Here is a 15233-nt window from a genome sequence, read left to right as displayed (position 1 = left end):
CGCCATGGAGAAGATCGGCCTGCCCATGCCGGTGCTCAGAACTCCGACGGTCGACCCGGGCGAGGAGTTCACCGCCCACACCGAGGAGGCGCTGCTCGACACCTTCGACCGCCGCGCTCGCGACCTCCGCATCTCCCTCACGGACTTCTGCAACCTGCGCTGCACCTACTGCATGCCGGAGGAAGGCGTCGAGTTCATGTCCCGCGATTCCGCGATGACCGGTGACGAGATCGTCCGCTTCGTCCGCATCGCGGTGGAGAAGTTCGGCGTCGACCAGGTCCGGTTCACCGGCGGCGAACCCCTGACGCGCAAGGACATCAACGAGATCATCGCCGGTGTCGCGGCCTTGGAGCCGCGACCGAACATCGCGTTGACGACGAACGCGATCGGTCTGGACAAACGTGCCGCACGGCTGAAGGACGCGGGACTCGACCGCATCAACGTCTCGCTCGACACGATCGATCCGGAGACCTTCGAGTCCATGACCCGACGTCCGTTCCTCAAACGGGTGCTCGAGGGCATCGACGGGGCGAAGGCCGCCGGACTCGAGCCCGTGAAGATCAATGCCGTGCTGCTGCCCGGTGTCAACGATGCACAGGCGCCGGATCTCCTGCAGTGGTGCCTCGAGCAGGATCTGAGTCTGCGGTTCATCGAACAGATGCCCCTGGATGCCGGACATTCCTGGGATCGGACGTCGATGATCACCGCCGCTGACATCTTCGCCCTCCTCGAGCCCCGCTTCGTCCTCACCCCGGATTCGGCGCCTCGCGGCGGTGCTCCGGCCGAGAAGTTCCTCGTCGCCGATCGACGTCGGCCCGATACGATCCTCGGCACCGTCGGAATCATCGCGTCGGTCACGCGTCCCTTCTGCGCGGACTGCACCCGCACGCGGCTGACCGCGGAGGGTCGTGTGCGCACCTGCCTGTTCTCTCGCACCGAGGTCGATCTGCTCACCGCGATGCGTGAGGGGGCCTCGGACGATTCGATTGCGAACCTGTGGAAGGGTGCGCATTGGAAGAAGCTCGCCGGTCATGGGATGGACACGGATTCGTTCGAGCAGCCACAGCGCCCCATGAGCGCCATCGGAGGATAAGTGCCCACCATCACCGTTCGGTTCTTCGCCGCAGCCCGGGAGGCCTTCGGCGCCCGCGAATCACAGATGAATGCCGGGTCCGTCGATGAGCTCGTCACGACCCTCGCCGAGGCGGCCGATACCCAAGCCGCGACCGTGCTGTCGCGCTCGAGTTTCCTCGTCAATTCCGTGGCCGCGACCGATCGGTCCGCGAAACTGGCCGATGGTGACACCGTCGATGTCCTCCCGCCGTTCGCGGGCGGGTAAGGTCACCCGCCTTGCTGCGAAGCCGGTTGAGAGAGATAGGCGAGGTATCCGCCGTTGACCGAGGTCACCGCGGTGCCCTGTGAGCGCAGCTGTGCTGCGGTCTTCGCCGAGCGCACCCCCGACCGACAGTAGAGTGCGATCTCTGACTGCTGCATGGGATCCGACCCGACGGGCAGTCTGCCGGGGTCGGCGAGGAGCTCCTCCATCGCAATGTGAATAGCGCCGGGGACCATCCCCGAGGCGACCTCGTCGTCGTCGCGGATGTCGACGAGGATGGAGGTTTCGTCAAGCTCCGACCAGGTGACAGTGGCCGGTCCCAGAGGACTCTCCCCTGTGTTCGTGCCGGCTGTGCTCTCGGTGCTGTCGTCGGTGCCGAGCGAGTCGAACGTGTGCTGGGCGTAATCGCTGCGATGCATCTCGAGGTCGGTGACCGGAGTTCGGCCCGGGATCGGCTGCACAGGGACGGTCTCCCAGCCGGCATCGAGGCTGCTGTGGATCGCCACGCTGTTGTACAACGGTGTGCCGATTCCGGTGAGCACCTTGATGGCTTCCATCGCCATGGCGGAGCCGATGCTTCCGCACAAGGGGCCGAGGACTCCGGCGACCGAGCAGTCGGGCACGCTGCCCGGAGCCGGAACGTCGGGATAGAGGTCGCGCAGGGTCGCGCCGTGTTCGACGTCGAAGACGGCGACCTGTCCGTCGAAGCCGAGGATCGTCCCCCACACGAGTGGGAGCCCCAGAATCTCACAGGCATCGTTGGCAAGGTAGCGGGTGGCGAAGTTGTCGCTGCCGTCGACGACGATGTCGACGCCGTCGAAGAGGTCGAGAGCGTTGTCCGCAGTGAGCAGCTGGGCAATCGTGCGCACCTCGATCGACGAGTTGATCCCGTTCATCCGCTGCCGGGCGGAATCGATCTTACGAGTGCCGACGGCCGCCTCGGTGTGGATGACCTGTCGGTGCAGATTGCTCAGCTCGACGATATCGGGATCGACCACGGTGATCGTGCCGATGCCGACGGCAGCGAGGTAGCTGAGGATCGGTGCGCCGAGTCCCCCGGCGCCGATGACGAGGACGTGCGAGTCGAGCAGCGCCGCCTGCGCGCTCTCTCCGAACCCGGACAGTCGAAGCTGCCGAGCATACCGGGCCCGGTCGGCGGGTTCGAGGGGTGACGTGGACATGGTGCCATCCTAGTCGGCTGAGTTGTTCGCGGGCTGTCTGCGCCGGTGTTCCGGCATCAGCACTCGAGGTAGTCGATGATCGTGCCCGCGCTGACCTCTTCAGAGCTTCGCGGGGAATCTGTGCGGCGCGGGATTCTGATGACCATATCGGCGGTGGCGAAATCCGGGAGTCTGGCCCGATCGGCGGCAAGGATCTCCCCCGATTCCGTGAAACTGCCGGGGCGGAAAGTGACGGCGTTTGCGTGTGGTCGCAGGTCGGGTCCGGCGAGAATGCCCTTCCGCCATCTCTGTCGCAGGCTCTTCCCCGTCAGCAGCGAGCCGACGAAGAGGTGGAACGCGACGAAGGCGCCCTGAGGTGTGCCGGGCAGATGGATGAGCGGCAGAGTGCCGAATCGCCCGCAGCCCTGCGGGGATCCGGGTCGCATGTCCAAGCGACGGAAGGTCGAGTGGTCGGGTTCCAGGGTCTGGCGGACGACTTCGAAGGCACCGGCGCTGATACCTCCGGTCGTCACCACGAGGTCGGACTCAGTCCGCATCGTCGTGAGCCTGCGGCGCAGCTCGTCGATATCATCGCTGCTCGTGGCTTCGATGGGTTCGGCACCGAAGCCGCGGACGGCAGAGGCGAGCATCGGCAGGTTCGAGTTGAAGATCGAGGCGGTGGCCGCCTCGGTGAGGGCCGCATCTGACTGATCAGCACCCTGGATTTCGTCTCCGGTCACGATCAGGCCGATGCGGGGTACGCGGGTCACTGCGATCTCGGTGATGCCGAGCATCGCGAGCGTGCCGACCCCGGCGGCGGTGATCCGCTCCCCCGCACGCAGAACCATGTCACCTCGATTCATGTCCTCGCCGACTGCACGGATGTTCCAGCCAAGAGGCACTGACTCGGGAAGAGAATCGATTCGGATGGCCTCGGGGGCCGGACCGGCCTGCTGAGCGTCGGTGAGCTCGACGGGAACGACCGCCTCGGTGTCGGTGGGCACGGGAGCACCCGTCATCACCCGCACCGCGCATCCTCTCTGCAGGGCGACGGGTCCGTGGCCGGCGGGAATGTCGCCGACGACGCGGACAGCCTCTCCGTCGCGGGCGGCGTTCAGGGCAGCGCCGTCGAGCGCGAACCCATCCATCGCCGAGGCGGCGAAGCCGGGCACCGATCGTGGCGCTGAGATGTCCGTCCCCGTGGTGCGTCCGGCGGCAGCCTGCACGGGCACCACCTCGGTGCGCTGCAATGATGCCAGTTCGGCGAAGAGCTCGGAGCAGATGAGCTCGGAGTAGTCCTCTGGGTCCAATGATGTCCTTCCCTCGCTCCGATCCTACTTGCGATTCGGAACGGCCAGGCCCGATGGTCCGGTGCGAGTCGACGCAGGTCATCCAGTGCGGGGCGGGCCGTGTTCGTCTACAGTGTGGAGCGTGGACACTGACCGAGCAGTAACCATCGAGTCCTCACAGCTGAAGTCGATCAGCTGGGAGGCTGCCGCGGCTGCTCTGCTGGCGGTCTCGGCTGTTGTGCTCTTCGGTGTGGGAACGACGTTTCCGCAGGTCCGCGCCTTCGGATACGTTCCGATGCTTGCTGCTCTGGTCACCGCGTGGAGTGTCAATCGGCGCTTCGCCAGAGACCTCAGCATCATCGCCGCCTGTCTCGCACTCATCTCGGCGATCTCGGTCGAGGCCGATATCTCCTGGACGAACATCGCCCGCATGGGTGTGGTGCTCTCCGCCGTCGTCATCGGCCCGTGGCTGGTGACCCGGTACGTCTTCCATGACCGGACGATCCGATTCCCGCTGCGGCGCGGCCAGCCCTGGTCGCGGCTGGAGTGGGCATGGCTGGTCTTCGTCGTCGTGGTCGCATGGGCGGTGCTGCCGCAGTACTTCATGCGCACCGGGGTCTACCTCAACTGGCCGCCGCTGACGAACTGGTCGGAGATCATCCGACTGTTCTTCGGGGTCAATGCCGTGGGCATCTGGGATGAGCTGTTCTTCATCTGCACGGTTTTCGCCCTGCTGCGCACACACTTCTCGTTCTGGACGGCGAACGTGTTCACCACGATCATCTTCGTCTCGTTCCTCTGGGAGCTCGGCTACCGGTCGATCGGGCCGCTGCTGACGATCCCCTTCGCGCTCGTGCAGGCCTTCATCTTCACCCGCACGAAGTCACTGCCCTATACGGTCACGGTGCACCTGCTCTTCGACGCGCTCGTGTTCCTCACGATCGTCCACGCCCACCACCCCGACGCGCTGCCCATCTTCATCGGCGTCTGACATCGTCATCAGAGTCTGAGGCGAGGCAGGCAGCCACTCGACGCCCGGCGTCCCTCGCCGGAACTCGCATATCCGACAGCTGGCCCCGCGCCCTCCTGCTGCAACGCGCTGAAGAGACACTTTCGGGCAGCGATGGTCGCCCCGGATGACGCAGGTCCCTCCGAGTCGGTGACTCAGAGGGACCTGCGTGCGGTGGTGACTGTTCGCGCGGCAGCGGACTCAGCGGATTCCGCGCAGCAGCCTCAGCATCGGCTTCGTCAGGGTGAGAGCGAGCAGGCCGAGCACGACCGTCGAACCGCCGACAGAGAGCCAGTACGGCGCCTGATTGGCAGTGTCGAAGTAGCCGCCGAGCACACCGGACAGTGCCGTTCCCACGCCCGAGGCGAGGAAGAACACGGCGATCATCTGCGACTGGAAGACCTTCGGAGCGACCTTCGTCGAGAACGAGAGTCCCACCGGCGAGATGAGCAGCTCACCGAAGACGAAGACGGCGAGGGTCAGAGCCACCCACAGCAGCGGCGTCTCATTGGGACCGGCCTCAGCGAAGGGCAGGAACATGAGGAAGCCGATGCCGATGAGCACGAGAGACAGTCCGGCCTTGACCGGTGTCGAGATCTGCTTCGGACCGAGCTTCATCCACACCGTGGCGAACAGCGGGGCAAAGACGATGACGAAGAACGCAGGGATCAGCTGGATCCAGTTGATCGGCATCTCCCACCCGAAGATCGAGCGGTTGAGCTGGGTATCCGAGTAGACGGTCAGAACACCGAAGATCTGCTGGTACATCGACCAGAAGATGACGACGGTGATGAAGAACGGGATATAGGCAATGACGCGGGAGCGCTCGTCGCCATTCGTCTGCGGCGAGGTGTACATGACGATGAAGTAGCAGGCGGCCGCACCGGCAGAGACTCCGGCGATCCACCAATCGAGGTTCTCGGGGTTGACGATCTTCGTCATCCACAGAATGACGGAGAGGAGAACGACGACCACAACGGCCACGAAGAAGAGGTAGAGCTTGTTCTTCGGCAGCGGATTGACCGCGACACGGGACTCCGGCGGCAGACTCCTGCGACCGGTGAGGTAGATGATGAGGCCCAGGGCCATGCCGACCGCGGCGGCCCCGAACCCGTAGTGGAATCCGATGTTCTTCTGCAGCAGACCAGTGAGCAGCGGGCCGAGGAGAGCGCCGATGTTCACGCCCATATAGAAGATGGTGAAGCCGGCGTCACGACGCGGGTCCTTCTCTTCGTAGAGTTCACCGACCAGTGCCGAGGCGTTCGCCTTCAGACCGCCGGAGCCGAGTGCGACGAGGATGAGGCCGACCGCCACTCCCCCATAGCCGGGGATGAATGCCAAGCAGATGTGGCCGATCATGATGATGACGGCCGAGTAGAAGAGGACCTTCTCCGCTCCGGCGAGGCGATCGGCGAGCCAAGCGCCGAGGATGGTGGCGAGGAAGACGGCACCGCCGTACGCACCGACGATCCCCACGGCCGTGCCCTGCTCCATCCCCATGCCGCCGTCGGTGACGCTGAAGTAGAGGTAGATGGCGAGGATGCCGTTCATCCCGTAGTAGGAGAATCGCTCCCACAGTTCCAGGCTGAACAGCTGCATGAGCGGCAGAGGGTGTCCGAAGAAGCGGGTATCGCTGCGAACGGCCTCGGTCGTCGAGGTGCTTGAAGACATTGTGTGCTTTCCGTAGTGGTGTGAGAGGCCACGATCCGTGGCGCACTTCACGATGGACCAGCGGACATCCTACTCCTCGGTTTTGCCGTGGTCACACCTGGCAATGCCTGGGACGCGCCGTCCCAAAAAGCGGAAAGTCAGAGTGATTCAGATCTCTTCTTCGGCCTCTGTTACGCGCCTGCGTGACGGCTTGTCAGCGTTACGATCGCGGTTCCTGCCGACGAACAGATTGAGGACACCGGCACTCAGGACGATCGCCGAGGCGGCCACCGGAACAGCCATCGCCACGGCCGTCCCCAGATCCTCGGCGAGGATGCCATTGACCGCCGAGGACACCGATTGGCCGACGATGATCGCCGACCCCGCCATCGACATCACGGTCGCCGACCGCCCGAGCGGGGCGCGTTCGGCAGCGAGGCTGAACAGGGTCACCAGGCTCGGTCCGATTCCCATGCCCATGAGCAGCAGTGCCATGACGATGACCGGCATCGACTCCGTCGACGCGAGGATGATCGACCCGGTGACCATAATCGGCGCGAAGCACAGCAGCCGGGCCCACAGCGCGAATGATGAGGGGAAGAGCGCCACCGAGATCGCCAGGACCGCCGAGCCGATGCCCATCACCCCGTAGATGAGACCGGCCTCCTCCGGTCGTCCGATGTCGTTGGTCAGCGCGGTCAGTGCGGTCAGCGTCGAACCGAACACCATTCCGACGCCGAAGACGCCGAGGATGATGACGAAGACACCTGAGGTGAACATGTCCTTGGCCGGGGCACGCTCGCCGAGGCTGCTCGACGTCCCGGTCGTCCGGGCCCGCCCCGTCGGGTGCAGTGCGAAGGCGGAGACGAAGATCAACGTCATCACGATCGCCCCGATGATGGGCGCGACCGGGGTGAAGAACGTCGCCAAGAGTCCGACGAGGAAGGGCCCGAAGACGAAGATGACCTCATCGGCGGCGGATTCGTAGGCCATCGTGGCGTTGAGCACCTTCGGCCGCCTCGGCGACGGCAGCACCGACATGACGATGTCGACGATACGTGACCGCGACATCGGGGCGACCTGGGGCGAGGTGGCACCGATCGCGAAGGCGGCGATGAAGACGACGAGATCCGGCAGCGGGCTGAAGACGACCCACGCCATGAAGGTCAGTGCCGCACAGTTGAGGATGCCGGCGATGAGCAGCACGTAGCGCTGCCCCCAACGATCGGCGGCCGCCCCGATGAAGGAACCGAACAGTGCCGTGCCGAGTCCGACCATGGCGGAGTTGATTCCGCCCAGGCTCAGGGATCCGCGGCCGGCCACAACGAGGGTGAGGACACCGACGACGATCATGGCGAACGGCATGCGGGCAACGAAGGCGATCGGAAAGTAGCTGCGTCCGACGGCCGAGAACAGAGTCGGTGAGGACTGCTGAGCGGCTGGGTGGCGGACCGAGGCGGGTATGTCGCTGTCTGTCATATCAATCCAGTTTCTGCTCCCGCTCGTCCGGGAGATCGTGCCGCCGTGGTGACCTGGATCAAATCACTCGGTAGATGCACGCTGTTGGTCTGAGAAAGTCGAACCGGAAGGCTCGTCTTCAGGCTACTGCGTTTGTCCGCCCGATTCGAGTGGCAGCGCACCCCGCGGCGTTGAGTTTCATCACCATGGCACAGACCCCATTCCCATCCGCGACTCAGAAAGAACGCAGATCGGTCTGCGAGGATGACGCATATGAACTTCTTGTCTCGCGTCATCGTCAACGCATGTGCGATCTGGGTGGCCGCCTGGATTCTGCCGGGCGTGACGATCACAGGGAACCGGGTCGTCGAGGAGCAGGCCGGGGCCATCCCGGCGATGATCATCTCCTACCTTGTCATCGGCCTCATCTTCGGGTTGGCGAACGCCTTCATCAAACCGATCCTCAGCTTCGTCTCGGCCCCCATCACGTGTCTGACTCTGGGACTGTTCTCCATCGTCATCAACGCGATCATGCTGGCACTGACGAGTTGGCTCAGCGGGTTCACTCCGTTCGTCTTCACCATCGATTCGTTCTTCTTCTCCGCCATCCTCGCCGCGATCATCGTCTCGATCGTCTCCGCGCTGCTCGGATGGCTGGTCCCGGAGCGAAGCGCCGACCACGACCGGAGATGAGCAAAGTCCTCTACGCGATGTAGACTGTTGCTGAGAGTCAGCTGACCACCAGAAACTGTGCCGGAGGAGACCATGTCCGATATCGCCGCCCCGAAGAGAACCCGCAATTCCGCATCGTTTGCCGATGTCATCGTCTTCATCGTCGCCTTCGCGCTCTTCGTATTCGGGCTCTACCTCTTCGGCGCCGCGTTCTCCTCACCCGAGGGAACCGAGTTCTGGGTGTTCTGGGGCGGTCTGCTCGCATCGAGCTTCGCTTTCCTCGTCCCGATTGTCTACCGCTGGGCTCGCGACTCCCGCCGCTGATCTAAGAAATGAGAAGGGCCGCTGCGCATCAGCGCAGCGGCCCTTCTCGTCGATTCATCGGCTTTCTCTTCGCCTTGTCACGCGCCGCATCACGCGTCGATTCGCCGGTGACAGAAATCCATGATCGCCGAGGCGGCTTCGACCGAACGCTCATAGTGCACCAGATGGCCCACCGCGCCCAATTCCACGAATTCGACATCGGAGAGTTCGGCGACGAATGCGCGGGTAGGCTCGATCGGCGCGATCGCATCCCTGTCGCCGGCGATGACGAGCATGGGCATCGTCAGGTGGTCGGCCACCTCGGTGACGGTGTGTGCGACGGATGTCGCGAACGCCTCCGACAGGGACTGCCGGTCGGCGAACGACGAGAAATGCCGCCTGTGCTGATCGTGGATGTAGCGACGCAGCCCGGGATCGCGGGTCGTGGCCATGGCCACGCTCATGGCGCGGACGATCGCAGGGCTGCTCAGCAAGGACCGGCCGGTTCGCGCGGGAAGCCGCGCACCGAGGGCGTAGTAGGCGCGGGTGACCGCGGTGAGGAACCGCGCGGGACCCTCCAGAGCGGGGCTGGTGATCGGGTTGATGAGCACGAGCTCGTCGATGACGTCTTTGTGAGATGCCGCGAGATGGCTGACCAGGATCGATCCGAAGGAGTGCCCCACGAGGATCGGAGTCAGGCCCCGCTGTCTGCCGACCTCGGCGCGCAGTCCTGTGAGGTAGTCGACGAAGGCCGACAGCGACGAGCCTGAGTCCAGCGGACCAGTGAGCCCGAATCCGGGCAGATCGGGCACGATCACCTCACGGTCGGTGATGCTGCCGGCGATCAGCTCCATTCCATGATGGTCGCCGCGGAATCCATGCACCATCAGCAGAGGACGCCGACGCCGGTCACCCGGGTGGAGCCACGCGGCTGTGCTGTGCGAGCCCAGCCGGATGTCCGTCCGCTGTGATTGTCGTGTCCGCACCTCAGTCGGTTTCGTGGGTACGCAGACGACTGACGGCCCGGCGAGGGACGACCACGACGGGGACGGGAAGCACACGCAGAAGCCGGCGGGCTCGCGCACCGACCGCGACCTTGCCGCCGCGGCCCAGGCGACTCGAGCCGATGAACGCGAGGTCTCCGGGCTGCCAGTCGATGGTCTCGGCCGCCTCTTCGATGTCGGCACCAGCCTTGGTTCTCACTGTGGCGCGGGCCGAGGTCAGCATCTCTGATGCTCGATCCGCCAGCACCGCTCCCCCGTACTGTTCGGCGAATTCGGTGATCTCGGCGACCTCGTCGTCGTAGAGCCCGTCGTTCTCGATCAGGGACAGCAGTCTGAGGTCGACGTCGAGGCCGACAGCCGATTCGATGGCGGCACCGATGAGTGCCGAGGCGCCGGGGCGAGCACCGTAGAGTGCGGTCACTCGCGAGATCGGTCCGATATCCGACCGCCCCGACGGGGCGAGCACGACGGGCACCGGCGACGAGTGCAGCAGAGACGAGGCGACCGTGCCGATGCGCAGCTGTCGCATCAAGGTGGTGGCCCGCGCGCCGATGACGATGCCCAGTGCGCCTTCCTTCTCTGCGACCTCCATGAGGCCCTTGGACTCGTTCGAAGCGATGTGGATGGAGCCTCTGGCGCGGACGTCGTCGGGAATGAGGGCCAGGGCTTCGCCAAGCCAGTCGTCGATCTGCTGGGCCACGATCCCCGCGCCGTCCTTCGGCACTGCGCTGCCGGCGAGAATGGTCGATGATTCGGGACGGATGATGGTGACCACGAGCTCGACGTCGATGGAACGCGCGATCGAAATGGCCAGCGAGATCGCATCCCGTCCCCGATCCGTGGCGATGTATCCGACGACCAGGCGTCTGGTGGTGGCGGTCTCTGACATCCTCAACTCCTCAAGCTGCGTGTCCGACTGATGCACGTCTCCTCTGATTCTACGTCGGCCCAAACAGCGCTTCGACCAACAGCTTTCACGAACTGTCTTTCTCACCCGAACAGACGAAGTGAGAATTCTTTTGAGAAAATAATGAACAAAACTCCCACGCGCGATGAAAGCTGTGCTAAATTCGACAGTGCAATTACGGATTCGCAGACACCACCCTGATTGCACCTTGACAATTGCGGACGTTGACGCCGTCCTCACGAGATCCACGACCATGAAAGGAGAGCAGTGACGATGATGAATTTTCTTGCAGGCCCTGACCTTCGAACGCCTTGGCATGAATATGCTGCCTGCCCGATTGGCGGACAAGGACTCGTCGGCTGACACAGCCGTCTCTCGCGTCTTTTCCACCGGTTGGCTTCCGGCCACCGTTGTCCTCTGAGCCACCGGTTGCCTGATATCCGGCATTCTTCACGCCTGGCTTGTGGCCAGATCACTTTCGGCATCCCTGCTGTGCTTCGGCACCGCCAGTTGCCGCACCTGATCCGGCCACCTCATGCCGACATCATTGAGCTCGGCATCCGATCAGCTGCATTCGCACGACAGCGCCGCACCTCCTTGCGCTTTCCGCTGAGCAGTCGACCGGCTCGGATTCCCCAGCGAATTCCTTTGCCATCTCAGTGAATCTGTCATTTCAACGACCTATTGCCACAATGACTATTAATCGCTTTTGTCATATGCATCCTTATGCCGACGATTCATCGTCATTGTGACGGCTTTTTCGGCAATAGTTCATTAATCGTCATTCCGGGATATCTCCTGCCCATTTGCGGATATCCCCTGCCCGAAAACCACGAGGAAGAATTGTGTCCACCACGTTCCCATTCACCTATCCACGACGCTGGGCCCTGAGCACCGGAATGAAGCTCATCCGGTGGGCGCGCCGCCCAGCCCCAACCCCCGAGACCCGCCGTCTGAAAACGGCCCGCCGTCAGCAGGCTCGCCTGCGCGAACACGCTCGCGAGGAGCGTGTACGTGAACTCCGGGAGCGGGATATCGTGCGCTACCTCAGCCAGGTCCGGCCGTTCGTCTGATCCGCCGCGGAGATTCCTCGGCGGATAGCTGACTCGCCGCGGCCCGAGTTCATCGGACTCGGGCCGCGGGGTCGTGCCCGATCAGTGCCTGAACACGGGGATCCAGCATTTCCGCCCTTGTGGCGAGCGTCACTCTCCGCCGATTTGGTCTCTCACCCACACCTGGGTAATATTGATCAGGCAAGCGGGGGTATGGCGCAGTTGGTAGCGCGTCTCCATGGCATGGAGAAGGTCAGGGGTTCGAATCCCCTTACCTCCACCGCTGAAGGGCCGGGATCCGAACAAGGATCCCGGCCCTTCTTGCTACCTGACGGGGGCCCAGCAACCTCGCGCCAGGTTGCTGGGCCCCCGTCAGGTAGTAATTAGGGGCGGGATTCCAGGGTGAGCAAGGTGCGCTTCTTCTCCTCTCCCCATGCGTAGCCGGTCAGAGATCCGTCCGCTCCGATGACGCGGTGGCAAGGGACGATGATGCTGATGGGATTCTTTCCGTTGGCCGCCCCCACCGCCCGAGCCGCCCCGGGCCGCCCCAGCATTTCAGCCAGCTGACCATAGCCTGCGGTGCTGCCGTAGGGGATCTGTGTCAGCGCTTGCCACACCGAGCGTTGGAATTCGGTCCCCTTCGCCGCCAACGGCAGATCGAACCGGGTGCGTTTTCCCGCGAAGTACTCCCCCAGCTGTTCCTCGGTGCGGTGGAAGATCTCCAGGCCGTCTGCCGGAGTCGGTTCGATGCCGAACGCTCTGTCGAGTCGAGCATCGATCGCCTCGGAGACCTCCAAGTAGAGACCCGTCAGGTGGTCCCCATCGGAGGTGAGCAGGATCGACCCCAGTTCCGTGTCGAGGATCGTCGAATACACCGGCGCCGAGGCGATCGGCAGGTCGATGCTCACGTTGAGTTCTTGTGCGGCGTCGGGTCGGGTCTGTGTTGTGGCCGAGTTGGTCATGTCAGCTTGTCCTTCGTGTGGGTAGGGCGTGAGGTCGGTCATTCATTCGTGGTGCAGGTCAGCTTTGAGCGCTGCGAGCGTGATGAGCCCACAGCAGGTGAGTGAGGTAGGAGCGCCAGGGACTGCAATTCATGGCAAGCTGCTTCCAATCGGCGGGCGCCGATGAGTCCTCATCGAGTTCGGCCATAGCCTTCTTCACGCCCAGGTCGGAGGCCATGAAGACATCGGGGTCTCCGAGGGCGCGCATCCGGATATAGCCGTTGCTCCACGGACCGATTCCGGGAAGCTCCAGCAGGTTCCGGCTCGCGTCCTCGCGGTCACTGCCGGCACCGAGGTCCACACTGCCGTCGGCCAGGGCCGCGGAGAGTGCGCGAATCGTCCTGATCCGACTCGCCGGCAGGGCCCAGTCGGAGGCGGGGACTGCGGCAATCGCCTCGGCGGTGGGAAAGACCCGCTCGACGCCGTCGGAACTCAACTCCTGCGGCAGCGATTCTCCGACTCCTGCGACGAGGCGCTCCAAGTGAGTGCGGGCAGCGGCCAAGGAGATCTGCTGGCCGAGGACTGTCCTCACCGCCAGTTCGACAGGGTCGCTGTGGCCCGGCGAACGGATTCCCGGATAGTCGTCGACGAGTCCGCGCAGGCCCGCGGACCGCAGAGTCGCGGCGATCGCCTCGGGGTCGGCATCGAGGTCGAGGAGGCGCCGAACCCGAGCGACCGCGCTGCCGAGGTCGCGGGTATCGGCCAAGCGGAGTCGACATTCGACGAAGTCCCCGGCTCCTTGCCGCACCGTGATGACTGCGGGACCGTGCGCGAGCCGCATCGACCGAGTGTAGGCGTCGTCCGCGACGTGCTCGACTCCGGTCACGGCTCTCACCGCCAAATACCCGAGCAGGTGCGAGAAGTCGAACGGCGGACGATACGCCAACCGGAGCACGACTTCGTCGGCGACCGAATGCTCGGCGCCGACTCGGCGCAGCTGTCGTGGGCTGATCGCGTACATCGTGCGGACGGTGTCGTTGAACTGTCGGATACTGGAGAAGCCGGCGGCGAAGGCGATGTCGCTCATCGGCATCGAGGTGGCCTCGATGAGTGTCCTGGCAGTGCGCACCCGTTCGGTGCGAGCCAGGGCCAGAGGTCCGGCACCGAGTTCAGCATGGAGGAGCCGCCCGAGCTGACGACTGCTGTAGCCGAGTTCGGCGGCGAGGGCCTCAACTCCCCCGCGGTCGACGGCGCCGTCGCGGATGAGACGCATGGCCCGGGCCGCGACGTCGCCACGGGTGTCCCATTGCGGCGAATTCGGACTGGCATCCGGACGGCACCGTCGGCAGGCCCTGAAACCGGCATCTGCCGCGGCCGCAGCGGTCACGAAGAAGTCCACATTCTCCCGCCGAGGAGTCCTCGCCGGACACGACGGACGGCAGAAGATCCCGGTGGTGCGCACCGCGGTGAAGAACATTCCGTCGAAGCGTCGGTCCCGGGAGGTGACTGCCTGATAGCACTGGTCGGACGTGAACATGGTTCTATTCTCCGTCGGAAGAAGACCGATTACTAGCGGATTTCGGTCACGACAGTGGCGGGCACCGGGGACGCGGGAAGACGCGGATGTGGCCGATCAGTCGGATTCGGGCCAGTAGTGGGAGTCCGGCAGCGCCCGTCGACCGAAGATGGCCTGTCCGACGCGCACGCAGTCTGATCCCTCTTCGATGGCGACCTCGAAGTCACCGGACATGCCCATCGACAGCCGGCCCGGGCCGAGGAGGTCAGGATCGGTTTCGCGAACCTGGTCACGCAGTCCGGCCAGCAGCTGGAAGCAGGAGCGGACGCGATCGATGTCCGAGGAGAAGATCGCCAAGGTCATCAGGCCCTGCACCTTGAGACTCGAGAATGCTCGCACTTCTCGGAGGAAGCCGGGAAGCTCTTCCGGGGGCATACCGAATTTGGAGTCCTCGGAGGAGGTGTTGACCTGGACGTAGACGTCGAGACTGCGCCCCTCCCCTTGGAGTCGGCGGTCGAGTGCCCTGGCGACCTTGAGCCGGTCGAGCGCCTGGAATTCACGGGCGAACGTCGCCACGTCCTTGGCCTTGTTCGATTGGAGATGCCCGATGACTGCCCAATCGATGTCGAGATCGGCCATCTCCTCGGATTTGCGGTGGGCTTCCTGCACCTTGTTCTCGCCGAACTTCGCACATCCGGCGGCAACGGCCAGACGGATGCGCTCTTGGGGAACGGTCTTGCTCACGGGCAGCAGCTCGATGTCGTTCCGGTCACGGCCGGCACGCTCGGCGGCAGCGGCGATCCGGCGCTCCACCTCGGCGATATTGGCTCGGAACTCCTCGACGGTCGTCGCCGTCGAGTACCGCTCGTCATGACTGAGTCCGCTGTCATCTCCCATATTGTCATCGTACTCAGGTTCTCGGCCCGTGCCGGTGGT

The 15233-nt window shown here is 64.4% G+C and carries 15 protein-coding genes and 1 tRNA gene; 7 read left to right on the top strand and 9 right to left on the bottom strand.

Going from position 1 to position 15233, the window contains the following annotated elements:
- Positions 1-4 precede the first annotated feature (4 nt).
- Both moaA and QYM46_RS08815 read left to right on the top strand, forming a co-directional pair.
- Positions 5-1093, top strand: coding sequence for a GTP 3',8-cyclase MoaA (moaA, locus tag QYM46_RS08820; RefSeq protein WP_432791607.1), 1089 nt, complete (start codon positions 5-7; stop codon positions 1091-1093).
- Positions 1094-1339: a MoaD/ThiS family protein gene (locus QYM46_RS08815; RefSeq protein ID WP_432791606.1), complete on the top strand. Its 246-nt coding sequence runs from the start codon at positions 1094-1096 to the stop codon at positions 1337-1339.
- A 2-nt stretch (positions 1340-1341) separates the two neighbouring features.
- Here QYM46_RS08815 and QYM46_RS08810 read toward each other — a convergent pair whose 3' ends face one another.
- Positions 1342-2517 (bottom strand): ThiF family adenylyltransferase, encoded by a 1176-nt coding sequence (locus tag QYM46_RS08810; RefSeq protein WP_432791605.1) that lies wholly within the window; start codon positions 2515-2517, stop codon positions 1342-1344.
- 56 nt (positions 2518-2573) lie between these two features.
- Positions 2574-3806, bottom strand: a complete 1233-nt coding sequence (locus QYM46_RS08805; RefSeq protein WP_432791604.1) for a molybdopterin molybdotransferase MoeA — start codon at positions 3804-3806, stop codon at positions 2574-2576.
- A gap of 112 nt (positions 3807-3918) precedes the next feature.
- Here QYM46_RS08805 and QYM46_RS08800 point away from each other — a divergent pair, with 112 nt between their 5' ends.
- Positions 3919-4776 carry a CPBP family intramembrane glutamic endopeptidase gene (locus QYM46_RS08800; protein WP_432791603.1) on the top strand — a complete coding sequence of 286 codons (858 nt, stop codon included), beginning with the start codon at positions 3919-3921 and terminating at the stop codon, positions 4774-4776.
- Between the two features lie 219 nt (positions 4777-4995).
- Here the strand turns inward: QYM46_RS08800 and QYM46_RS08795 are convergent, their stop codons facing one another.
- Positions 4996-6465 carry a peptide MFS transporter gene (locus tag QYM46_RS08795; RefSeq protein ID WP_432791602.1) on the bottom strand — a complete coding sequence of 490 codons (1470 nt, stop codon included), beginning with the start codon at positions 6463-6465 and terminating at the stop codon, positions 4996-4998.
- Positions 6466-6612: 147 nt separating this feature from the next.
- Entirely contained in the window at positions 6613-7923 is a 1311-nt protein-coding gene (locus tag QYM46_RS08790) for an MFS transporter (RefSeq protein WP_432791601.1), read from the bottom strand.
- A 252-nt stretch (positions 7924-8175) separates the two neighbouring features.
- Here QYM46_RS08790 and QYM46_RS08785 point away from each other — a divergent pair, with 252 nt between their 5' ends.
- Entirely contained in the window at positions 8176-8595 is a 420-nt protein-coding gene (locus tag QYM46_RS08785) for a phage holin family protein (RefSeq protein ID WP_025780928.1), read from the top strand.
- A gap of 72 nt (positions 8596-8667) precedes the next feature.
- A complete protein-coding gene (locus QYM46_RS08780) occupies positions 8668-8898 on the top strand; it encodes a hypothetical protein (protein WP_432791600.1) in 231 nt (76 codons plus the stop codon).
- A gap of 89 nt (positions 8899-8987) precedes the next feature.
- Here the strand turns inward: QYM46_RS08780 and QYM46_RS08775 are convergent, their stop codons facing one another.
- Positions 8988-9731: an alpha/beta fold hydrolase gene (locus tag QYM46_RS08775; RefSeq protein WP_432791599.1), complete on the bottom strand. Its 744-nt coding sequence runs from the start codon at positions 9729-9731 to the stop codon at positions 8988-8990.
- Between the two features lie 133 nt (positions 9732-9864).
- Positions 9865-10770, bottom strand: a complete 906-nt coding sequence (locus tag QYM46_RS08770) for a universal stress protein (RefSeq protein WP_432791598.1) — start codon at positions 10768-10770, stop codon at positions 9865-9867.
- A gap of 863 nt (positions 10771-11633) precedes the next feature.
- On the opposite strand from QYM46_RS08770, the gene QYM46_RS08765 reads away from it, so the two are divergent.
- Both QYM46_RS08765 and QYM46_RS08760 read left to right on the top strand, forming a co-directional pair.
- Positions 11634-11861 carry a hypothetical protein gene (locus QYM46_RS08765; RefSeq protein WP_432791597.1) on the top strand — a complete coding sequence of 76 codons (228 nt, stop codon included), beginning with the start codon at positions 11634-11636 and terminating at the stop codon, positions 11859-11861.
- Between the two features lie 186 nt (positions 11862-12047).
- Positions 12048-12120 (top strand) — tRNA-Ala (locus tag QYM46_RS08760).
- A 103-nt stretch (positions 12121-12223) separates the two neighbouring features.
- Here the strand turns inward: QYM46_RS08760 and QYM46_RS08755 are convergent.
- The 3 genes from QYM46_RS08755 to QYM46_RS08745 all read right to left on the bottom strand — a co-directional run bounded on the left by QYM46_RS08755 (position 12224) and on the right by QYM46_RS08745 (position 15194).
- The gene (locus QYM46_RS08755; protein ID WP_432791596.1) at positions 12224-12802 is read right to left on the bottom strand and encodes a methylated-DNA--[protein]-cysteine S-methyltransferase; all 579 of its coding nucleotides are present in this window, start codon (positions 12800-12802) and stop codon (positions 12224-12226) included.
- Between the two features lie 58 nt (positions 12803-12860).
- Entirely contained in the window at positions 12861-14318 is a 1458-nt protein-coding gene (locus QYM46_RS08750; RefSeq protein ID WP_432791595.1) for a DNA-3-methyladenine glycosylase 2 family protein, read from the bottom strand.
- Between the two features lie 96 nt (positions 14319-14414).
- On the bottom strand, positions 14415-15194 hold the full coding sequence (locus tag QYM46_RS08745) for a YggS family pyridoxal phosphate-dependent enzyme (protein ID WP_432791594.1): 780 nt from the start codon (positions 15192-15194) through the stop codon (positions 14415-14417).
- Between the last annotated feature and the right edge of the window lie 39 nt (positions 15195-15233).

The sequence above is a fragment of the Brevibacterium sp. K11IcPPYGO002 genome (genome assembly GCF_050920635.1).
Lineage (GTDB): Bacteria > Actinomycetota > Actinomycetes > Actinomycetales > Brevibacteriaceae > Brevibacterium.
This window is presented reverse-complemented; position numbering and strand designations above follow the sequence as displayed.